Consider the following 20,149-nt stretch of genomic DNA (forward strand, 5'->3'; position numbering starts at 1 on the left):
CGGCGGAAAGGCTTTGATTTTTCTAGACGGTCGGTCTAATATTGCGGCATGACGATATCGACCGCCGTTGCCCCGCGCCGGGGCCGCCCTCCCAAGGTTTCCCGATTCCGCCTGGAAACCCGCCAGGCATTGGTGCGCTATGGCACCGAACTGCTGACGGAGCAGGGCTTCGTCAGCACCGGAATCGACCAGATACTCAAGCACCTGGATATCCCCAAGGGGTCTTTCTATCACTATTTCGCCAGCAAGGAAGAATTCGGCCTGGCCGTGATAGACGCCTATGGCGCCTACTTCGCGCGCAAGCTCGACCGCTGGTTCTCCGACACCAGTCTCGCCCCGCTGGAGCGCCTCGCGGCGTTTATCGACGACGCGCGCAAAGGCATGATCCGGCACGGCTATCGCCGCGGCTGCCTGATCGGCAATTTGAGCCAGGAATTCGGCGCCGGGAACGAGGCCTTCGCCGGCCAGCTCGAAAAGACATTCCAGGATTGGCAGCGGCGCCTGGCCAGCTGCCTGGATGAAGCGAAAGAGGCCGGCCAGCTGGCGCCGCGGGCCGATACCGCGCAGCTTGCCGCGTTTTTCTGGATAGGCTGGGAAGGCGCCGTCATGCGCGCCAGGCTGACCCGCAGCGACGCCGCGCTCGTGCTTTTCTCGCGGACTTTCCTGGACAATCTGCCTGAATAGCAGGGTCCATTTTCCAGGAGTCGATTTTTTTCAGCCATTCATAGACGATCGGTCTATAAAGAAAAGGAGCAGCAGATGTTCAATGCCATTCTGATAGAAAAACAGGACGCCGCTTACCGCGCCTCGCTCAAGCAAGTCGAAGAATCGGCTCTGCCCGAGGGCGATGTCTCCATCAAGGTGGCCTACTCCACCTTGAACTACAAAGACGCCCTGGCCATTACCGGCAAGGCCCCGGTAGTGCGCCAATTTCCCATGGTGCCGGGGATAGACCTGGCGGGCACTGTGGAGCACAGCGCCCATGCGGATTTCAAGGCGGGAGACCAGGTCATATTGAATGGCTGGGGCGTCGGCGAAGCGCACTGGGGAGGGCTGGCCCAGAAGGCCAGGGTCAATGGAGAATGGCTCATACGCATGCCCGAGGGCATGCTCGCCAGCCAGGCAATGGCCATAGGCACCGCGGGCTATACCGCCATGCTGTGCGTCATGGCCTTGCAGCGCAACGGCGTAACGCCCGACAAAGGGGATATCCTGGTCACCGGGGCCGCGGGCGGCGTCGGCAGCGTGGCGATCTCCATACTGGCCAAGCTGGGCTACCGGGTCGTCGCCTCGACCGGGCGTCCGGACGAAGCCGATTACCTGAAAAACCTGGGCGCCGCCGAGATCATCGACCGCGGCACGCTGAGCCAGCCGGGCAAGCCGCTGGCAAAAGAACGCTGGGCCGCCGCGGTGGACTCCGTAGGCAGCCACACCTTGGCCAATGTCTGCGCCAGCATGCGCTACCGTGGCGTGGTCGCCGCCTGCGGCCTGGCCCAGGGCATGGACTTCCCGGCGAGCGTCGCGCCCTTTATCCTGCGCGGAATCACACTGCAAGGCATAGACAGCGTGTATTGCCCCGTTGCGGATCGGCAGGAAGCCTGGCGGCGGCTGGGCAAGGACCTGGATATCGGCAAACTGACACAGATCAACGCCACCACCATAGGCCTGGACCAGGTCGTGGAAAAAGCGGCCGAATTGCTGGCCGGGCAGGTGCGGGGCCGCATCGTCGTCGACGTCAACAGGTAAACCGGCGCGTCCGGCGGCGTGATGGCGCCGCCCCCCCTGTGCTATTTATCCATCCGGTTCTTTGCCATGAAGCGCAGGACGACATGGATTTCCAGCGCCTTCAGGCCATTCTCCAGAGTGCAGAAGCCCGAATACCGTCCGGCCCGATAGCGCTCGGTGCTTCGTATCGAGCCGCGTTCCAGCTCCAGATTTGCGCCCAGCCTATCGCCCGGATACACCGGAAGCAGGAAGCGCGACTGGATATCGAGCAACTGTATGGGGATGCCGGCGCAACGGCGGGTGAACTCGGCCAGGGCGGCTCCCAGAACATGGACGCCCGGCAGCGGCACGCCCTTGAATCCCGCGGCGCGGGCAACGGCGGCCGATGAATGCACCGGGTGCCCGCCGCCGACGGCATCCAGGTACTGGCCCAAATGCGCCTCGTCAAGCTTGAAGCTCGCGATGAAACGCTCTGGCAAAACGACGTCCATGCCTGTCTCCTTCCGGCCGCTTCAGATAATATTCCGGCGGCGCAAAGCATCCTGCTGTTCCTCGGAAAGCCCGAGCTCGCCGCCGTAGACTTCCTGGTTGTGCTGCCCTATTCCGGGTCCGGTGCGCCATACGCTTCCAGGCGTGCTGGAAAACCGCGGCACGATGTTCTGCATTCTTATTTGGCCGAAATGCTCGTCCTCGACCGGTATGATCATCTCGCGCTCTATGAAATGCGGATCGGCGAAGACATCGCTGATGTCGTAGATCGGGCTGAAGCTGACGTCATGAGCCCGCAATATGGCGGCGGCCTCATCCTGGGCGCGGCCGGCGAACCAGTCCTTCACGATGGTCTCTATGCCGTCCCGGTTCTTGATGCGCGCGGCATTGGTGCTGAAGGCCTCGTTGTCCAGAAGGTCGGGGCGGCCTATGGCGATGGCCAGGCGCTTGAACACGGTGGGGGCGCTTACCGCCATCGCCAGCCATTTCCCGTCCCTGGTCTTGTAGACGTCGCTGGGCGCGGAATAGGCGTTGAGATTGCCCTGGCGGCCCCGCACCACCCCAAGCTGGTCATACTCGACCGGCAGGAAATCCAGCACCCGGAACATGGCCTCGGTCGCCGACAGGTCTATCTCCTGCCCGCCGCCGTGCTTTTCCCTGTGCAGCAATGCCGCGGTGATCGAATAGGCCCCGAAGACGCCGGTCAAGGCGTCCGAAACCGGGTACCCGGGGTATACCGGAGGGCCGTCTTTCTCGCCGCACAGATTGACAAAGCCCGACATGGCTTCGAATATCCTGGCAAATCCAGGCCGGTTCCGGTACGGCCCGGTCTGCCCGAAACCCGTGACGCGCAAGACGATGAGGTCGGGGCGCAATGCCGTCAGCCTGTCCATTCCCAGGCCCCAGCGGTCCAGCGTGCCGGGGCGGAAGTTCTCCACCAGCACATCGTATTGCGGCAGCAGCCGTTCGAACAGTTGCAGCCCGTCCGGCTGGCGCAAATCGAGCGTGATGCCCCGCTTGTTCCGGTTGGCCACCTTGGACCACAAGGACTCGCCGTCCTTATGGGGGGGAAGCTGCCGGATATGGTCGCCCTCGCCGGGGATCTCGATCTTGAGCACTTGCGCCCCGAAATCCGCCAGGAGCGTGGATGAAAAGGGTCCGGCTATCACCGTCGAAATATCGAGCACCTTGACGCCCGCCAGCGGGCCGGACGATGTCCTGGGCTTCTTGCCGGGATCCGGCGCCGCCGGCAATTCATTGCTTCTCATGTATAGATACCGCCATTAATCCAGAGCAACATTCGACTGCCTGGCCACCTCGCCCCAGCTCGCCAATTCCGACTGCACGAACTTGCCGAATTCCTCGGGCGAGCCGCCGACGGGAATCGAGCCTTCCTTGACGATACGGTCGTGGATTTCCGGCGCCTGCAGCGCTTGCGTCACCGCCGCATTGACTTTCGCAATGATGGCCGCGGGCGTTCCGGCGGGCGCGAAAATGCCATTCCATCCGACGGCGTCGAAACCTTTGATCCCGGCCTCGTCCAGCGTCGGCACCTCGGGCAGCGCCAATGAGCGCTGCGCGCTCGTCACCGCCAGCGGAACGAGTTTCTTTGCCTCGATATAGGGCGTCGTGGTAAGGATGACGTCGAAGGCTATCTGCACCTGCCCGCCCAGCAGGTCCGTCATGGCGGGCCCGGCGCCCTTGTATGGCACATGCAGCAATTCCGTGTGCGTCGCCGACTGGAATTTTTCAAGAATCATATGAGCGCCGGTGCCTTTGCCGGCGGAGGCCGCTGAAACGCTGGCGGGGTCCGACTTCGCCTTGGCGACCAGCTCGGCGACCGTCGAGACCCCGGCCGAAGGATGCGCAACCAATACATATGGCTGATCGACGACATGCACCACGGGGATGAAATCCCTGGCGGCGTCATAGGGCAGGTTCTTGTAAATATTCGGCCCTATCCCATGCGTCGCCACCGTGCCCCACAGAAAAGTGTAGCCGTCCTTGTTCGCCCGGGCCACATATTGCGCGCCTATGGTTCCTCCCGCCCCGACCTTGTTCTCGACGACGACGGACTTTCCGACGGCCTGCTCGATCTTGGGCGCCAGCAGCCTGGCCATCACATCGGTCGCGCCCCCCGGCGGAAATGGCACGACGATGGTAATCGGCTTGCTCGGCCATGGCTGGCCCTGCCCCTGGGCCGCCAGCGGCAAGGCCGCCGCCAGCAACATCACACCGCAGATCCTGGATATTTTCACCTTCATCTCCTCTCGTTATTTCTGTCCGGTCTTGCCGAAGCAGAAGACAGGATAAGGTGCTATATACTTAACTGAATAGTGAATTTAAATGACATGCTTATAACTTTTGGCTAAGTACCCAAGATGAAAAACAGCGCCAGCCTGGTAAACCGCCTGCGGCTGAAACAGTTCGAGATGCTCTGTGGCGTCGCCGATGGATATTCATTCCGGATGCTGGCGGAAAGCATGTCGCTGTCCCAGCCCGCGATCAGCAAGATCGCCCGGGAAATGGAAAGCGCCCTGGGAGAACCGATATTCCAGCGCAAGCGCGAAGGGGTTGCGCTGACGCCTTTCGGCCAGTCCCTGGTCCACCATGCCCGGCTGGTTCTCAAACAGATCGCCCGGATGGAAAGCAAGACCCGCCAGCAGCGCGACGGCAAGGACGAGGTCTTGAGGCTGGGCTCCCCTTCTTATACTGGCGTATCGCTTCTGGCAAAACCGATAGCCCAGCTGGTTGCGCAGCATCCTGGACTGAGGGTGGAAATGAGCGATGGCATCGCCGACACCCTGTTCACGCTGCTGAAAACCGGCGAAATCGATTTTATTATCGGCAGCCTGCCGGCCAAGCCCATCACCGACGAAGAAGCGGCGCTGCTGCATGTCGAGGTGCTGTACCCGGACGAGCTGAGCATTATCACCAACAAAGAGACCAAATATAAATCGCCAGTCCTGCAACTCAAGGACCTGCAATCCTGCTCATGGGTGCTGCCTTTGAAGGACTCTTTGATACGCGGCGTCCTGCGCAAGGCCATGCTCGATGCCCAGTTGCCTGTTCCCAGCCCGGCGGTGGAAACAAGCTTTATCCCGGCAATCGGCGCGCTGATCGCGGAACAGCCCAATCTGGTGGGCGCCCTGCGCTCGGATGCCGCTCATTACCTGTCGCAGCGCCTGGGCCTGACGATTCTGCAGGTCAGGCCGAAAATACCCTTGCCCGCGGTGGCCATCATCCGGCTCAAGGACGCGGAACCCACCGCCATGGCCCTGGCTCTGTTCGCCTTGATCCGGCAACGGGTCGCCTCGCTACTGTCCTGAAGCGGCCCCTTCGTCCACGCCCGCGAGGCCAGCTTCCCAGCCCCCGCCCAGCGCGGCGATCAGCTGCACGCTGGCGACCAGGCGATCGGCCGTCAGCTGCAGCGCCGCGCGCTCGGTGCTCAGCGCCGTGGTCTCCACCTGCACCACGCTCAGGTAATCGATCAGCCCCGCCTCGTACTGGTTCTGCGTCAGGCGCAGGGACTCGCGGGCCGAAGCCAGCGCGCGGCCTTGCGTGACCTGCTCCTGCCCCAGCACGTGCAACTGCACCAGATAGTCCTCCACTTCGCGCAGCGCCGTCAGCACGGTCTGCCGATAGCCCGCCGCCTGGGCGTCGTAGCTGGCGCGGGCCTGCTCGACCTGCGCCTGGCGGGCGCCGCCATCGAACAGGGTCAAGGCCAATGCCGGGCCCAGCGACCAGAAGCGGGCCGGCGCCGTCAGCCACTGCGCCCACTGCCCGCTGCGGAAGCCTCCTTGCGCGCTGAGGGTCAGGTCGGGAAACCATGCCGCCTGCGCCACGCCTATCTGGGCGTTGGCCTCGGCGGCGCGGCGCTCGGCCGCGGCCACGTCGGGGCGCCGCTCCAGCAATTGCGAAGGCAGGCCGACAGGAATCACGGGCACCGTCCCCAGGATCTGCGCGGTATTGAGCGCAAAGCTCGACGGCGTCTGCCCCAGCAGCACGGCAATCGCATGTTCGAGCTGGGCGCGCTGCCAGTCCAGCGCCAGCAGCTGGGTGCGCGTGTTTTCCAGCTGCGTGCGCGATACGGCCACATCGGACTGGGCCGCCACGCCCGCCTGATAGCGGTTCTGCGTCATGGTCAACGACCTTTCGTAGGCGTCGACGGTTTGCTGCAGCAGGCGCTGCTCCGCGTCCATGACGCGCAAGTTGAAATAGGTCTGCGCCAGGGTGGATTGCATGCTCAGCCGCGTGGTGGCGACGTCGGCCGCGCTGGCTTGCAGGCCGGCGCGGCTGGACTCGACCGTGCGGCGCACCCTGCCCCACAAGTCGGCCTCCCAGCTGACGTTGCCGCTCAGTGTGTATTGGTTGTCCGTGCTATTGCCGCCCACCGACACAGAGCTGCCGCCGCCATTGCCGCCGCCCGAACGGGTGGCCGACGCCGACGCGCCCACGGTCGGGAAGAAGCCCGACCTGGCCGATTGCAGCAGCGCCTGCGCCTGCCGGTATTGGGCCTCGGCCTGCGCAATGCCCAGATTGGAATTCTGCAGCGTATCCATCAGGCCGTCCAGGACGGGGTCGTTGAACAATTGCCACCAGTCCCCGCGCAGCGCCGCATCGCGGGGCCGCGCCGGCAGCCAGCCGGGCGCGGCCGCCGGCGCGGGTCCCGGCCCCCCGGCGGCGCCGCCCTGGGTCGCGCTCATTGCCTCTTTATAGCCGGCGCCCACGTCCATGGATGGCCGTTCATAATCGGGCCCCACCGCGCAGGCGCCCAGCAGCAGCAGGCCGCAAGCCGCCAAAGGCCTGAGGCCGGCCCCGCGGCCGACGAAGTTGATCAATGCAGGAATATTCATATGTCGAGCATGCCCTTTAACCATGAGCGTGTCTGAGGCCGCCGCGCTTGCGCTTGGCCCACAGGCGGAAACGATCCAGGTACAAATAGACCACCGGCGTCGTATACAGCGTAAGAATCTGGCTGAGGATCAGGCCGCCGACTATGGTCAGCCCCAGAGGCCGGCGCATTTCAACGCCGGCGCCCGAGGCCAGCACCAGCGGCAGCGCGCCGAACAAGGCCGAAACCGTGGTCATCATGATGGGGCGGAAGCGCACCAGGCAGGCCTGGTAGATCGCCTCGCGCGAAGAAAGCCCGTCGCGGCGCTCGGCCTGCAAGGCGAAATCCACCATCATGATGGCGTTCTTCTTGACGATGCCTATCAGCAGGAACACGCCGATCAGGGCGATCAGCGTGAATTCCTCGCCCAGCATGATCAGCGCCAGCAAGGCGCCGATGCCCGCCGACGGCAGCGTCGAGAGGATGGTGATGGGATGCACATAGCTTTCATACAGTATCCCCAGCACGATATACATGGTCAGCAAGGCCGCCAATATCAGCCAGGGCTGCTGGCTCATGGCCTCCTGCATGGCCTGCGCCGTGCCCTGGAAGCCGGCCTGGATCTGCTGGGTGGGCAGGCCCGCGCGGGCCACCGCCAGGTCGATCGCCCGGGTCGCCTGCTCCAGGGACACTCCCGGCGCCAGGCTGAAGGAAATCGATTCGGCCGCGAACAAGCCCTCGTGGTTCACGCTGAGGGGCGCGCTGCCCACCTCGAAGCGGGCGAAGGCCGACAGGGGAACGCGGCTGCCGTCCGCGGTCACCACCTCGACCCGTTTCAGGGATTCGGCATCCTGGGCGTATTGCTCCTGCACGCCCATCACCACATGGTATTGATTCAAGGGCCCGTATATCACCGACACTTGCCGCTGGCTGAAGGAATTATTCAGCACCGAGGCGACCAGGGACATGTCCACCCCCAGCCGGGTCGCCGCGTCGCGATCGATCACCAGCTCCACGCGCCTGCCCTTGTCTTCCACATCGGTGTCGACATCGACCAGCTCGGGCAGCGCCGCCAGCGCCCTCTGCACTTGCGGCAGCCAGATTTTCAGCAGCGCCAGGTCGCTGCCCATCATGGTGTAGTCGTAAGTGCCCGCGCTGCTCTGGCGCCCCACGAAAATATCCTGCTGCGGAACCAGGGTCAGGCGCGCGCCCGGCACGCCCAGGAACTTGCTGCGCAAACGGTTGACCACCTCGTTGGCGCTGACTTTGCGCTCGGCCAGGGGCTTGAGCTGGATCTGCATGAAACTGGAATTGCTGCCGCCGCGCCCCCCGGCATAGCCGCTCACGCTTTGAATGGCGGGGTCCTGCAGCAGGGTTTGCCTGAAGCGGTCGAGCTTGGGCAGCATGGCGTGAAAGGAAGTGCCCTGGTCGACCCGGAAAAAGCCGAGCAGCTGGCCGGTGTCCTGCTGCGGGAAGAAGCCCTTGGGCACGACCGCGTACAAGTAGAAATTGAGCCCTATCGTGGCGGCCAGCAGCAGCATCATGGTCCGGCCATGCGCCAGCGACCAGGCCAGCGAACGCTTGTAGCCGCTCCAGAACGTTTCGCCCATGGCCTGGAAAGCCCGCGTCAGCGCGCCGGAGCGGCGCGGCTTGTACACTTCCCTGGCGCGCAATATATACGCGCACATCATCGGCGTCAGCGTGACCGACAGCACCAGGGACACCAGGATGGACACCGACAGCGTGACCGCGAATTCCCTGAACAGGCGCCCCGGCAAGCCGCTCATCAGCAGCATGGGAATGAATACGGCGACCAGGGACAGGCTCATGGCCAGCACGGTGAAGCCCACTTCCCTGACGCCGCGGATCGCGGCCCGCAGCGGCGGCGCGCCTTTCTCGATATGGCGCATGATGTTCTCGAGCACCACGATGGCGTCATCCACCACGAAGCCGGTGGCGACGATCAGCGCCATCAGCGAAATCGTGTTCAGGGTGTAGCCGAACCACAGCATCAGGCTGAAGGTGGTGATCAGCGACGCCGGCACCGCGATCGCCGGAATCAGCGCCGCGCGCACATTGCGCAGGAACAGCAGCACGACCAGCACCACCAGGACGACGGCGATCATCAGGGTCAGCTCGGCCTCGTGCAGGGAAGCGCGGATGCTGGGCGTGCGGTCCTGAGCCACGGTCAGCACCACATCGGCGGGCAGCATGGCCGCGAAGGCCGGCAACTGGTCGCGTATGGCGTCGACCGTCTCGATGATGTTGGCGTCGGCCTGGCGCCGGATGACCAGCAATACGGCCCGCTGGTCGTTGAAAAAGCCCGTGTTGAAAAGGTCCTCGACCGAATCCTCGACGATGGCGACGTCCTGCACGCGTATCGGCGAGCCATCCCGCCAGGCCACGATCAGCGGGCGGTATTGCGCCGCCTTGTTCATTTGCCGGCCCGAGCTGACCTGCCAATGGTAAAGATCGTTTTCCACCACGCCGTTGGGGCGCATGGTGTTGGCGCTGGACAAGGCCGAGCGCACCTCGTCGAGCGACACCCCGGCGCTGTTCAAGGCCTGCGGATTCAGGCTCACGCGTATGGCCGGCAGAGAACTGCCGCCTACCTGGACCTCGCCCACTCCCGGCACTTGCGACACCTTCTGCCCCAGCACCGTCGAGGCCAGGTCGTACAGGCGGCCCTGGGTCGAGGTCCTGGAAGTCAGGGCCAGCACCATGACGGGCGACGACGCCGGGTTGACCTTGTGATAGGTGGGATTGCTGCGCAGGCTCGACGGCAGCATGCTGCGCGCCGCGTTGATGGCGGCCTGCACGTCGCGCGCGGCGCCATTGATATCCTTGTCCATGTCGAACATCAGCGAAATGCGCGTGGACCCCTCCGAGCTGCGCGAACTCATTTCGCTTACGCCGGCAATCGCGCCCAGCGACTGCTCGAGCGGCGTGGCCACGCTGGAAGCCATGGTCTCGGGGCTGGCCCCCGCCATGCTGGCCGACACCGAGATCATGGGAAAGTCCATCTGCGGCAGGGGCGCGACCGGCAGGAAGAAAAACGCCAGCCCCCCTGTCAGCACCAGGGCCACGCACAGCAGGGTGGTCGCCACCGGGCGCATGATGAACAGGGAAAACAGCCTCATGGAGCCAGCTCCGGGCGTCTTGCGCCCGCCTTGCGCCAGGCCTTGGAGCGCCTTGCGATGCGGTCGAACATCAGGTAGATGACCGGGGTGGTGAACAAGGTCAGGATCTGGCTGCACAACAGCCCGCCCACCATGACCAGGCCCAGCGGCTGCCGCAGTTCGGACCCCGAACCGCTGGCCAGCATCAGCGGTATGGCGCTGAACAGCGCCGCCAGCGTCGTCATCAGGATGGGCCGAAAGCGCAGCAAGGCCGCTTCATGTATGGCGGCGCGCGGGCTCAGGCCGCGCTCGCGCTCGGCATCCAGCGCGAAATCTATCATCATGATGGCGTTCTTCTTGACGATGCCGATGAGCAGGATGATGCCTATGACGCCTATCATGTCCAGCTCGGCGCCCGTGATCAACAGGGCCAGCAGCGCGCCTATGGCCGCCGACGGCAGCGTCGAGAGTATCGTGACCGGATGGATGTAGCTTTCGTACAGTATCCCCAACACGATATACATAGTAGCTACGGCGGCGAGCAGCAGCCACAAGGTCGAGGACAGCGAGGCCTGGAATGCCTTGGCGGCTCCCTGGAATTTCAGTTCGAGCGACACCGGCATGGCCAGCTCTTCCTGCGCGCGGCGGATGGCGTCGACCGCGTCGGACAAAGCCACGCCCGGGGCCAGGTTGAATGAAATCGTGGTCGCGGGGAACTGCCCCAGCCGCTCTATGGACAAGAGCGAACTGCTTTGGCTGATTTGCGCCAGGCTGCTGATGGGCACCGGCGTACCCGACGCGGTCGGGACATAGATATGCGCCAGGGATTGCGGATCCTGGCGGAATTGCGAGGCCACTTCGAGCACCACCCGGTACTGGGTGGACTGCGTGAAGATCGTGGAGATCAGGCGCTGCCCGAAAGCATCGTACAAGGCGTCGTCGATGGTGGCGTTGCTCACGCCCAGGCGCGCCGCCGCATCGCGATCTATCGTCAGCACCGTCTGCAGGCCGGCCCCCTGCAAGTCGTCGACCACGTCGGCCAGCTGCGGCAAGGCCTGCAAGGCGTCGACCAGCCTGGGCGTCCATTCCAGCAGCGCCGCGTGATCCGGCTCGGACAATGTCATCTGGTATTGCGTGCGGCTGACGCGGTCGTCCACTGTCAGGTCCTGCACCGGCTGCATGAAAACCTCGATGTCCGAGAGCGATTCCAGCGCGCGCCCGAGGCGCTGGATGATCGCCTGGGCGTTGTCGCTGCGCTCGGAAACCGGCTTCAGGGCAATCTGCATGCGGCCGGTGTTCAATGTGGCGTTGGTGCCGTCTATTCCTATGAAGGACGACACCGCCTCCACGGCGGGATCCTGCAGTATCCGCTCGACCGCCTGCTGCTGGCGCTGCGCCATGGAGGCGAAGGAAACCGTTTGCGGACCCTGGCTGATGGCCTGGATCAGGCCGGTGTCCTGCTGCGGAAAGAAGCCCTTGGGAACCAGCACATACAAGAGGCCGGTGAAGACCAGCGTGCCCAGCGCCACCCAGAGCGTCAGGCGCTGATGCGACAGCACCCAGACCAGGCCGCGGTCGTAGCGGTGGGTGAGCTTGTCCATGCTGGCTCCCGACCAGCGCTGGAAGCGCCCCTCCTTCATTTCCGATTCGGGCTTGAGCAGGCGCGCGCACATCATCGGCGTCAGCGTCAGCGAAATCGCCAGCGACAGCAATATGGCCACCGCCAGGGTAATGGCGAATTCGCGGAACAGGCGGCCGATGACATCGCTCATGAACAGCAGCGGAATCAGCACCGCGATCAGCGACAAGGTCAGCGACACCAGCGTGAAGCCGATCTGCGAGGCGCCCTTGAGGGCCGCCTGCATGGCGCTTTCGCCTTTCTCGATATGGCGCGCGATGTTTTCTATCATGACGATCGCGTCATCGACCACGAAGCCGGTCGCCACCGTCAGCGCCATCAGCGTCAGGTTGTTGATGCTGAAACCCGCCAGGTACATGATGCCGAAGGTCCCGACCAGCGACAGCGGCACCACCACGCTCGGGATGAAGGTCGCCGTCCAGCTGCGCAGGAACACGAAGGTCACCAGCACCACCAGCGCAATCGCCAGCAGCATTTCGATCTGCACGTGGTCTATCGAATCGCGTATGGTCTGCGTGCGGTCGGTGGCCACGGCGACGTCCACGCCGGCCGGCAAGGCCGTCCGGAGCGATGGCAGCAGCGCCTTGACCCTGTCCACCACCTCGATCACATTGGCCCCCGGCTGGCGCTGGATATTCAGCAGTATCGCCGGTGTATCGCCTATCCATGCCGCCTGGCGCGTGTTCTCGGCATCCTGCTGCGCCTGCGCGATGTCGCGCAGGCGCAGGGGCGCGCCATTCTCGTAGGCCACGATCAGCTGCTCGTAGTCCTGTATGGACCGCAGCTGGTCGTTGGCGTTGATGGTGGTGGAGCGCTCCGGGCCGTCCAGGTTGCCCTTGGGCTGGTTGACGTTGGCGCCCACGATCGCGCCGCGCAAGCTGGCCAGGGTCAGGTTGTGCGCGGCCAGGGCTTGCGGATTGGCCTGGATGCGCACCGCCGGGCGCTGCCCGCCGGCAATGCTCACCAGCCCTACGCCGGAGATCTGCGACAGCTTTTGCGCCACGCGGATGTCGATCAGGTCGCGCACTTCATACAAAGGCAGAGTGGGCGAGGTAATCGCCAGGCTGATCACCGGCGTATCGGCCGGATTGACCTTGTTGTAGATGGGCGGCGCGGGCAGATCATTGGGCAGCAGGTTGGAGGCCGCGTTGATGGCGGCCTGCACCTCCTGCTCGCCCACGTCCAGGGCCAGGTCCAGGTCGAATTGCAGGGTGATCACCGACGAGCCGCCCGAGCTCGACGAGGTCATTTGCGTCAGGCCGGGCATCTGCCCGAACTGGCGCTCCAGTGGCGAGGTGACCAGCGCGGTCATGACATCGGGGCTGGCGCCGGGGTACAGCGTGGTTACCTGTATGGTCGGGTAATCCACCTGCGGCAAGGCGGATACCGGCAGCAGGCGATACGCCAGGATGCCCGCGATGAACAGCGCCACCATCGTCAGCGTGGTGGCGACGGGCCGGAGAATGAAAAGACGCGAGAGGTTCACGGCCCGCCCTTAACGTGCGCCCGGCGCGTTGGACGACGGCACCCCGGTATTAGGCAGCGGGCCGGCCGGCGCGGCGGGATCCTGGGCCGCGGCCGGTTCGCCCGGCGCGCCGGCCATGACCTGCACCTGCGCGCCTTCGCGCAGGCGGTCCACCCCTTCGACGACCACCCGCTGGCCCGCGGCCAGCCCGGACGTCACCGCGACGCGCTTCTCGTCCACCCTGCCGACGACGATGGGCTGCACGTGCACTTTGCTGTCGTCGCCGACCAGATAGACAAACGCGCCTATCGAGCCCTGCTGCACCCCCATGGTCGGCAGCACCAGCGCCTGCGAGGTGCCGACCCGCAAGCGCACATTGACGAACTGATTGGGAAAGAGGGATTCGTCTTCGTTGCCGAAGCGCGCCTTGAACTTGACCGTGCCCGTGGCGATGTCGATCTGGTTGTCCAGCGACATCAATTCGCCGGTGGCGATCTTGCGCACATCGTCGCGGTCGTACAGATCGACCGCCAGGGTCCTGCCCGCGCGGATCTGCTCCAGCACATCGGGCAGCTGCGCCTGGGGCAGCGTGAACATCACGGAAATAGGCTGGGTCTGGGTGATGACCACCAGCCCGTCGGTGTTCGAGGCATTGACCATATTGCCTTGGTCGACCTTGCGCAGGCCCAGCCGCCCGGAGATAGGCGCGGTGATCCTGGTGAAGCTCAGTTGCAGCTTGGCGCTGTCGACCGCCGCCTGGTCGCTTTTGCGCGAGCCCAGGTACTGTTGAACCAGCGCCGCCTGCGCGTCGACCTGCTGCTTGGCGATGGAGTTCTGCTTGAAGAGCAATTGGTAGCGCTGCAAATCGCGTTGCGCATTCTGCAGCTGCGCTTCATTCTGCCTCTGCTGGCCCAGCGCCTGGTCCAGCTGGACTTGATAATTGCGCGGATCGATCAGCGCCAGCAGATCGCCCTCCTGCACCTTCTGGCCGTCGGAAAACGCGATCTTCTGCAGCTCGCCATCCACGCGGCTGCGCACGGTTACGGTGTTGAACGCCGTGACCGTGCCTATGGCCTTGAGCGTATAGTCTATCGGCCCGGTCTCGACCGCGGCCACCTTGACCGGCACGGCCATGCCCGCCATCCCGGCCATTCCCGCCATGCCGCGGCCGGCAACCGGCTTGCCCTTGCTCCCCTGCGATCCGGAATTCCTGGCGTAAAGCCAATAGCCGCCGGCCACGGCCAGCACCAGGACAAAGGCCCACAGCCAGCGGCCGCGATTGGGGCGGTAAGGTTCGGAGCTTGATTCCGACATGCACAGTTCTCCGGTTCAAACGAAACAGCCGCCATTTTCACCTATCGGAGCCGGGACGGACATCGAAATTCCGCATTTGAAATGCAACGCAACAACAATTTAATGAAAAGCGGCGCCAATCAAGCTACACATTGCAGCGCGCCAGCTTGAACGGCACATCGGTGGTCACCGGCTGGGGCTTCAATTCGCTGTCCTGCACGGCGAACCGCACCCAGATCACATATTTGTTCGCGCTCATCTCGGGGAATACGTTGAGGGCCGCATCGACCCATACCCGCAAGAGCTGGAACATCTTGCCGCCCAGCATTTCCTGGTATGCGCCCTGGCGGGCCACCACGTCCACCACATCCCCCGAATCGCGCAGCAGGCGCAAGATAAGCGCAAGCCCCTTGTACAGGGGCATGAAAGGCATGATCCATTGGCGCAGGTTATCGGACCGGGTTTCGGGCGGCTTGATCTGCCACGAGAAATACGAGGGCATATCGACCTGCGAAGACCCCCCCGGCACCGACACCCGGCCGCGCAGGCTCGCCAGCCATTCGTTATCGCGCAGTTCCTGGCCGATACGGCCTTGCGCGCTGAGTTCGGCGGCGGCCGCCTGGATTTCGGCCAGCAAGGTATCCAGCATGCCGGGATCCACACCGGGATGCTGGCGCAGCGCGCCCAGCGCGGTGCGCTGGCGTTCGAGATCCTGCAGGACCGCGCCGCGCAGATCGGTGCGATCGCAGATATCCAGCAGATCGAATAAAGTAGCCACCGCTATATGGTGATAATGCGGGTCCGTGCCCTTGGCGAAGAAAAATAGCCTGTCGAACAGGTGCTCGACTCTCAGCAGAGACCGAACGCGTTCATTGCAAGGATATTCATAAAGAATCACGCGACCAGGAACCTTATTAATTGACTAGGGATGACTGCTTGCTTAATGGCTAGGGACGACTGCCTGCGAACCGGCCCGATGCTTGCTGCGCCTGCATGCACCAGGCGCGATGCAGATCATGGGCGCGGTGTTCAAGTTCTTCGACGCTGGTGTGCGCGTCGTTGAGCACCACATCGTCGGCCGCGGCCAAGCGGGCCTCTCGTGACGCCTGTGCGGACATGATACGCCCAATAGCCTCGGACGTCAGCCCGCTGCGGGCCTTGACCCGCGCTATCTGGGTTGCCGGATCGCAATCGACCACGCAAATGCGGTCGACCTTGTCGCGCCAGCGGCCCGATTCGACCAGCAATGGCACGACGAAAAGAAGATAACATCCCTGGGCGGAATCGGCCCTTCGTTTTGTAACCGCGCCTATCATGGGATGAATGATGGCTTCGAGCTGCTGCCGCGCCTCGGGGCTGGCGAACACCAGCTCGCGCATCGCCTCGCGGTCCAGCGCGCCCGTGGGGGAAATCACATCGGGGCCGAAATGCTGGCGTATCGGCTCGATAGCCGCCCCGCCCGGGGCGGTAAGCTCGTGGGCGATGACGTCGGTGTCAATGACAGCCGCCCCCCAGGAGGCAAAGAAATCGGCGACGCGGCTCTTGCCCGAGCCTATGCCGCCCGTCAGGCCAATTTTGTACATGCTCGTGAACCTTGGTCTAGCAAAAATGCCAATGTACCTCAGACCCGGCCATCAGCGCAGCCATTCCGCTGGCCGCCAGAAACGGACCGAAGGGATAGGCGCCGGCGGGCCTGAGCCTTCTTTGATGCGCCATCGCGAACAGCAGGCCGGCGAGGCAGGCCGCCAGCAGGACCATGGCCAGCGGCCGCCAGCCCAGCCATGCGCCCAGGGCGGCCAGCAATTTGACGTCGCCATGGCCCATGCCTTCGCGCCGGCTCAGGCAGCTGAAAAGCCGGGACAGCAGCCACAGGAAGCCGTAGCCCAGCATGGCGCCGGCGACCGCGTCGCGCAGCGCCGGCCCCTGGCCGGCCCAGGCCAGCCCCAGGCCCAGCCACAACAAAGGCAAAGTGAGGGCATCGGGCAGGAGCCGCTTGCGGGCATCGATCAGGGCCAGCGTCAACAGCAGGACGCCGGCCATCGCCAGGGCCAGGAAGCGCAGCGTGCCGCCATGCAGGCCATGCATAGCGGCAAAGCAGGCCGCCATCAGGACGGCGCAAGCGGCGTCGAGGCCGGCCGACTCGCGCGGCGCGGGCAAAGCCGGCCTTGGCGCGGCGACGCCCGAAGCCGTGGAAGCCGTGGAAGCCGGACGAGACAGGCCCAGGGCATGGAGCCAGGCCGCCCGCATGCACGCCGCATCCGGCTCGCCGCCCGCGTCCAGCGCGGCGCCGTAGCCACGGGCGGCCCGCGCGCAGCAGACGCCGGCCGCCGCCCCCGCCGCGAGAGGCGGCAACATGCCGACGGCGTGATGAAAAACCGAAACGGGATCAAGCGCCATGCGCGGCCCCCCCGGCCGCCCCGGCCGCTTCGCCCGCCAGCCCGGGCCCACGGCGCAACGGCGACTTACCGCGCCGACAATAAGTGCGTAGAATGCTCACTGCCTCCTCTGATGACGGAAAATGCCATGCCTTCCCTAGCCCTGTTCACCCGCCCCTTGTTCAGCAAGCCTGTCGGCGCCGCCCTGTTGGCCCTGGCCATGGCCGGCTGCGCCCAGCAAAAGACCTCAGGTTATTACGACATCCCCCACGACAGCACCTTGTCCGACGCCCAGATCCAGGCGCAGGGCCGCGGCGTAGCGCGCGCGCCAGCGCAGATACAGCTGGGCTTCGGCGCCGACCAGGACGGCAAGAAAGCGCAAGCGGCCCAGGCCCAGGCGGCTGAAAGCGGCGCAGTCAAGGCGCGCCCCCTGAGCGAAGCGAAAACCTTCCTGGGAACCGTGCCCTGCCTGGTCAACAGCAACGCGTGCTCGGCCACGCGGGTGACGCTGACCCTGGCGCCCGGCGGCCAATGGCGTTCACGCACCGTCATGCTCGACAGCCCCGACGCCAGGAATAATATCGTCCAGCAAGGCTGCTGGAATGTCATCGGCAGCCAGCCACTGCGCATCCTGCTGCAGACGGGCAACGACGCCACCAAGGCCAACCTGAGCTTCGTCAACGACAACGTGCTGCGCATCAATATGATCAACGACATCAAGCCCACGCTCGACTACCACCTGACCCGCCAGCAGGACATCGACCCCATCGATGAACTCGCCGGCCAGCCCGCGCCCGAGTGCAAGTAAGGCGGGGCCCATGCGGCCCGCATGATGGCGCGCGCCGGCCCATTACGAGACAGCGCGCTGGGACAACACGCAGCGCGTGAGTTCCACCGCGTTCCTGACATGCAGTTTCTGGAATATCCGGGCGCGGTGGGCTTCGACGGTGCGCTGCGACACGCCCAGCTCGGCGGCGATGACCTTGTTGGGCTTGCCCGACACGACATAGCCCATGACATCGCGCTCGCGCGGCGTCAGCACCGAGAGCGGCGAACCGCCCGCATTCAGACCCTCTACCATGCTAGATCCCCGGTTATTATTGGTTACGACATTCTGTCATAGCGGCTTACACGGGTCTGCTGTCAATTCTTACAGAGGACCGGAATGCGGCGCGCGGGCTGGGCGCCGGGGCGCGCGGCCCGCTATATTTCCAGGTTGTCGATCAAGCGCGTGCTGCCCAGCTTGGCGGCGGCCAGCACCACCAGCGGCTCGCGGGCCTGGATCTCGCCGACCGTCGGCGGCAGCAGATCGCGCTGGCGGCGCAGCGACACGTAGTCGACTTTCCAGCCGCGGCCGCGCAGGTGTTCGACCGCCTGGCGCTCCAGCGCCTCCGGGTCGCTGTGCCCCTGGTCGACACGCGCCTTCAGGGCCTGCAAGGTGGCGAACAGTTGCGGCGCTTCGGCGCGCTGCGCGGGTTCCAGGTACATATTGCGCGACGACAGCGCCAGGCCGTCGGTGTCGCGCACGGTTTCGTGGGCCAGGATATTGACCGGCAGCTGGAACTGGCGGCACATATTGCGCACCACCATCAATTGTTGATAGTCTTTCTTGCCGAACACCGCCACGCTGGGCTGCACACAGGAAAACAGCTTGAGCACCACCGTGCTCACGCCGGTGAAAAAACCGGGGCGGAACTCGCCTTCCAGTATGCCGCCGAGGTCCGGCGGCGGCTGGATCTGGAAATTCTGCGGTTCGGGATACATTTCGCGCTCATTGGGCGCGAACAGCACATACACGTCGCGCTCGCGTTCCAGCTTTTCGATATCGGCGGCCAGCGTGCGCGGATACTGGTCGAAATCCTCGTTGGGGCCGAACTGCAGGCGATTGACGAAAATGCTCGCGACCACCGGATCGCCGTGCTGGCGGGCGAGCTTCATCAGGGACAAATGCCCCGGATGCAGATTTCCCATGGTAGGCACGAAGGCGACGCGCAGCTGGCCGCGCAACTGGTCGCGCAATGCTTCAATGGTGTGAACGACTTTCAAGAAAATCTCCGTTCGGAATGGGGTGTGCCCGCCATGTCAGGCGGCGGCGCGGATATAGGACAAGCGCACATAAATAGGCGCATAGGGTTCTGCCTGGGTAATGTCGAGCAGCGACTCGCGCGCCAGCTCCAGCATGGCCAGGAAATGCACGACCAGGATGGCGACGGCGTCGCCCTGGTCGACACGTTCGCTGAAGAGTTCGGTGAATTCCATGAAGCGCACGTCGCTCAGGCGGCGCAAAATCTGGCTCATGTGGTCGCGCACCGATAATTGTTCGCGCGTGATGCGGTGATGGGCATTGAGCTGCGCGCGCCGCATGATGTCCAGCCAGGCGCTGCGCAAGTCATCGGGGCTGACTTCGGGCAGCACGTGCTCGACCTGCAGGTCGGCGAAGACATGCGTGCGCTGGAAGTCCCGCCCCAGCTGGGGCAAGGCGTCCAGCATGCGCGCCGCCAGCTTCATTTGTTCGTATTCGAGCAGGCGCCTGACCAGTTCGGCCCGCGGATCGTCGGCGTCTTCGCCGGTATCGGACTTTTTGACCGGCAGCAGCATGCGCGACTTGATTTCGATGAGCAGCGCGGCCATGAGCAGGTATTCGCCGGCCAGCTCCAGGTTGTGCTTGCGTATCTGTTCGACATACGACAGATACTGCTTGGTGACCTCGGCCATCGGAATGTCGAGCACATTGAAATTCTGCTTGCGGATGAGATAGAGCAGCAGGTCCAGCGGCCCCTGGAAGGTTTCCAGGAAAACCTCCAGGGCATCGGGGGGGATGTACAGGTCTTGCGGCATGGCGAACAAAGGCTCGCCATACAGGCGAGCCAGCGCCACGCTGTCGACCACGTCGGGCGTGCTGTCTATGGCCGGCTGGACCAAAGCGTCGAGCCTCCCGGCTCCGGCCTTAGACAAAGACATAAAGCCTATTAATTCGTTTGATACACGTACGGTTTTTGCGGAACGCGCACAGCGCGGAAACCTTCCTGTACCTCGGGGTCGATGTGCTTGTCCCACAGGCGCCCGCGGCCTTCGCGCTGGCGCGCCTCGGTATCGGGATGTTCCGTTTTGTACTCTTTTAGAAATTGAGTAATTTCCGATTCGAAATTCTTTGCCATAATACTTGTATACCAAATCCGGTTAACCGACGAAGTTTAAGTTTACTTCACT

18 protein-coding genes are annotated in these 20,149 nt (G+C 64.3%); 4 read left to right on the plus strand and 14 right to left on the minus strand.

What is annotated here, in order from left to right; all coding sequences use genetic code 11:
• Positions 1-48 precede the first annotated feature (48 nt).
• Both acuR and acuI read left to right on the plus strand, forming a co-directional pair.
• Positions 49-684, plus strand: a complete 636-nt coding sequence (gene acuR / locus BUB23_RS05555; protein WP_073102076.1) for an acrylate utilization transcriptional regulator AcuR — start codon at positions 49-51, stop codon at positions 682-684.
• 75 nt (positions 685-759) lie between these two features.
• Positions 760-1,746, plus strand: a complete 987-nt coding sequence (acuI, locus tag BUB23_RS05560) for an acrylyl-CoA reductase (NADPH) (protein WP_073102077.1) — start codon at positions 760-762, stop codon at positions 1,744-1,746.
• Between the two features lie 41 nt (positions 1,747-1,787).
• On the opposite strand, the gene BUB23_RS05565 is transcribed toward acuI, so the two are convergent.
• The 3 genes from BUB23_RS05565 to BUB23_RS05575 are packed head-to-tail and all read right to left on the minus strand — an operon-like array spanning position 1,788 to position 4,472.
• Positions 1,788-2,216: a MaoC family dehydratase gene (locus BUB23_RS05565; RefSeq protein ID WP_073102078.1), complete on the minus strand. Its 429-nt coding sequence runs from the start codon at positions 2,214-2,216 to the stop codon at positions 1,788-1,790.
• 21 nt (positions 2,217-2,237) lie between these two features.
• Positions 2,238-3,482 carry a CaiB/BaiF CoA transferase family protein gene (locus BUB23_RS05570; RefSeq protein WP_073102079.1) on the minus strand — a complete coding sequence of 415 codons (1,245 nt, stop codon included), beginning with the start codon at positions 3,480-3,482 and terminating at the stop codon, positions 2,238-2,240.
• A 15-nt stretch (positions 3,483-3,497) separates the two neighbouring features.
• Positions 3,498-4,472 (minus strand): Bug family tripartite tricarboxylate transporter substrate binding protein, encoded by a 975-nt coding sequence (locus tag BUB23_RS05575; RefSeq protein ID WP_178372270.1) that lies wholly within the window; start codon positions 4,470-4,472, stop codon positions 3,498-3,500.
• A gap of 123 nt (positions 4,473-4,595) precedes the next feature.
• Between BUB23_RS05575 and BUB23_RS05580 the strand changes: the two genes are divergently transcribed.
• Positions 4,596-5,543, plus strand: a complete 948-nt coding sequence (locus BUB23_RS05580; RefSeq protein WP_073102081.1) for a LysR family transcriptional regulator — start codon at positions 4,596-4,598, stop codon at positions 5,541-5,543.
• Here the strand turns inward: BUB23_RS05580 and BUB23_RS05585 are convergent.
• From BUB23_RS05585 to BUB23_RS05615, 7 genes are all read right to left on the minus strand, one after another.
• Positions 5,532-7,070 (minus strand): efflux transporter outer membrane subunit, encoded by a 1,539-nt coding sequence (locus BUB23_RS05585; protein ID WP_073102082.1) that lies wholly within the window; start codon positions 7,068-7,070, stop codon positions 5,532-5,534. The genes BUB23_RS05580 and BUB23_RS05585 overlap by 12 nt on opposite strands.
• A gap of 16 nt (positions 7,071-7,086) precedes the next feature.
• Positions 7,087-10,188 carry an efflux RND transporter permease subunit gene (locus BUB23_RS05590; protein ID WP_073102083.1) on the minus strand — a complete coding sequence of 1,034 codons (3,102 nt, stop codon included), beginning with the start codon at positions 10,186-10,188 and terminating at the stop codon, positions 7,087-7,089.
• A complete protein-coding gene (locus tag BUB23_RS05595; RefSeq protein ID WP_073102084.1) occupies positions 10,185-13,292 on the minus strand; it encodes an MdtB/MuxB family multidrug efflux RND transporter permease subunit in 3,108 nt (1,035 codons plus the stop codon). Before BUB23_RS05595 ends, BUB23_RS05590 begins: the two co-directional genes overlap by 4 nt.
• Positions 13,293-13,301: 9 nt before the next feature.
• Positions 13,302-14,591, minus strand: coding sequence for an MdtA/MuxA family multidrug efflux RND transporter periplasmic adaptor subunit (locus BUB23_RS05600; RefSeq protein ID WP_425439527.1), 1,290 nt, complete (start codon positions 14,589-14,591; stop codon positions 13,302-13,304).
• Between the two features lie 118 nt (positions 14,592-14,709).
• Positions 14,710-15,462 carry a cell division protein ZapD gene (gene zapD, locus BUB23_RS05605; protein WP_073102086.1) on the minus strand — a complete coding sequence of 251 codons (753 nt, stop codon included), beginning with the start codon at positions 15,460-15,462 and terminating at the stop codon, positions 14,710-14,712.
• Positions 15,463-15,511: 49 nt separating this feature from the next.
• Entirely contained in the window at positions 15,512-16,147 is a 636-nt protein-coding gene (gene coaE / locus BUB23_RS05610; protein ID WP_073102087.1) for a dephospho-CoA kinase, read from the minus strand.
• A 16-nt stretch (positions 16,148-16,163) separates the two neighbouring features.
• Complete coding sequence (locus tag BUB23_RS05615) at positions 16,164-16,961, minus strand: prepilin peptidase (RefSeq protein ID WP_073102088.1); 798 nt, start codon at positions 16,959-16,961, stop codon at positions 16,164-16,166.
• Between the two features lie 126 nt (positions 16,962-17,087).
• Between BUB23_RS05615 and BUB23_RS05620 the strand changes: the two genes are divergently transcribed.
• Complete coding sequence (locus BUB23_RS05620; RefSeq protein WP_073102089.1) at positions 17,088-17,747, plus strand: copper resistance protein NlpE N-terminal domain-containing protein; 660 nt, start codon at positions 17,088-17,090, stop codon at positions 17,745-17,747.
• A gap of 42 nt (positions 17,748-17,789) precedes the next feature.
• Here BUB23_RS05620 and BUB23_RS05625 read toward each other — a convergent pair whose 3' ends face one another.
• The 4 genes from BUB23_RS05625 to BUB23_RS05640 all read right to left on the minus strand — a co-directional run bounded on the left by BUB23_RS05625 (position 17,790) and on the right by BUB23_RS05640 (position 20,097).
• On the minus strand, positions 17,790-18,020 hold the full coding sequence (locus BUB23_RS05625) for a response regulator transcription factor (RefSeq protein WP_073102090.1): 231 nt from the start codon (positions 18,018-18,020) through the stop codon (positions 17,790-17,792).
• A 122-nt stretch (positions 18,021-18,142) separates the two neighbouring features.
• Positions 18,143-18,985 carry a pantoate--beta-alanine ligase gene (gene panC / locus BUB23_RS05630; RefSeq protein ID WP_073102091.1) on the minus strand — a complete coding sequence of 281 codons (843 nt, stop codon included), beginning with the start codon at positions 18,983-18,985 and terminating at the stop codon, positions 18,143-18,145.
• A gap of 36 nt (positions 18,986-19,021) precedes the next feature.
• Positions 19,022-19,900 carry a segregation and condensation protein A gene (locus tag BUB23_RS05635; protein ID WP_073102092.1) on the minus strand — a complete coding sequence of 293 codons (879 nt, stop codon included), beginning with the start codon at positions 19,898-19,900 and terminating at the stop codon, positions 19,022-19,024.
• 8 nt (positions 19,901-19,908) lie between these two features.
• Positions 19,909-20,097 carry a DUF3460 family protein gene (locus BUB23_RS05640; protein WP_073102093.1) on the minus strand — a complete coding sequence of 63 codons (189 nt, stop codon included), beginning with the start codon at positions 20,095-20,097 and terminating at the stop codon, positions 19,909-19,911.
• Positions 20,098-20,149: the final 52 nt, after the last annotated feature.

The organism is Pollutimonas bauzanensis, assembly GCF_900129885.1.
GTDB classification, from domain to species: Bacteria; Pseudomonadota; Gammaproteobacteria; order Burkholderiales; family Burkholderiaceae_B; genus Pollutimonas; species Pollutimonas bauzanensis.

Excerpts from the sequence above, each read along its gene's own strand:
- acuR (WP_073102076.1), top strand. The coding sequence starts at position 49 with ATGACGATATCGACCGCCGTTGCCCCGCGCCGGGGCCGCCCTCCCAAG.
- acuI (WP_073102077.1), top strand. The coding sequence starts at position 760 with ATGTTCAATGCCATTCTGATAGAAAAACAGGACGCCGCTTACCGCGCC.
- BUB23_RS05565 (WP_073102078.1), bottom strand. The coding sequence starts at position 2,216 with ATGGACGTCGTTTTGCCAGAGCGTTTCATCGCGAGCTTCAAGCTTGAC.
- BUB23_RS05570 (WP_073102079.1), bottom strand. The coding sequence starts at position 3,482 with ATGAGAAGCAATGAATTGCCGGCGGCGCCGGATCCCGGCAAGAAGCCC.
- BUB23_RS05580 (WP_073102081.1), top strand. The coding sequence starts at position 4,596 with ATGAAAAACAGCGCCAGCCTGGTAAACCGCCTGCGGCTGAAACAGTTC.
- BUB23_RS05585 (WP_073102082.1), bottom strand. The coding sequence starts at position 7,070 with ATGAATATTCCTGCATTGATCAACTTCGTCGGCCGCGGGGCCGGCCTC.
- BUB23_RS05590 (WP_073102083.1), bottom strand. The coding sequence starts at position 10,188 with ATGAGGCTGTTTTCCCTGTTCATCATGCGCCCGGTGGCGACCACCCTG.
- coaE (WP_073102087.1), bottom strand. The coding sequence starts at position 16,147 with ATGTACAAAATTGGCCTGACGGGCGGCATAGGCTCGGGCAAGAGCCGC.
- BUB23_RS05615 (WP_073102088.1), bottom strand. The coding sequence starts at position 16,961 with ATGGCGCTTGATCCCGTTTCGGTTTTTCATCACGCCGTCGGCATGTTG.
- BUB23_RS05620 (WP_073102089.1), top strand. The coding sequence starts at position 17,088 with ATGCCTTCCCTAGCCCTGTTCACCCGCCCCTTGTTCAGCAAGCCTGTC.
- BUB23_RS05625 (WP_073102090.1), bottom strand. The coding sequence starts at position 18,020 with ATGGTAGAGGGTCTGAATGCGGGCGGTTCGCCGCTCTCGGTGCTGACG.
- BUB23_RS05635 (WP_073102092.1), bottom strand. The coding sequence starts at position 19,900 with ATGTCTTTGTCTAAGGCCGGAGCCGGGAGGCTCGACGCTTTGGTCCAG.
- BUB23_RS05640 (WP_073102093.1), bottom strand. The coding sequence starts at position 20,097 with ATGGCAAAGAATTTCGAATCGGAAATTACTCAATTTCTAAAAGAGTAC.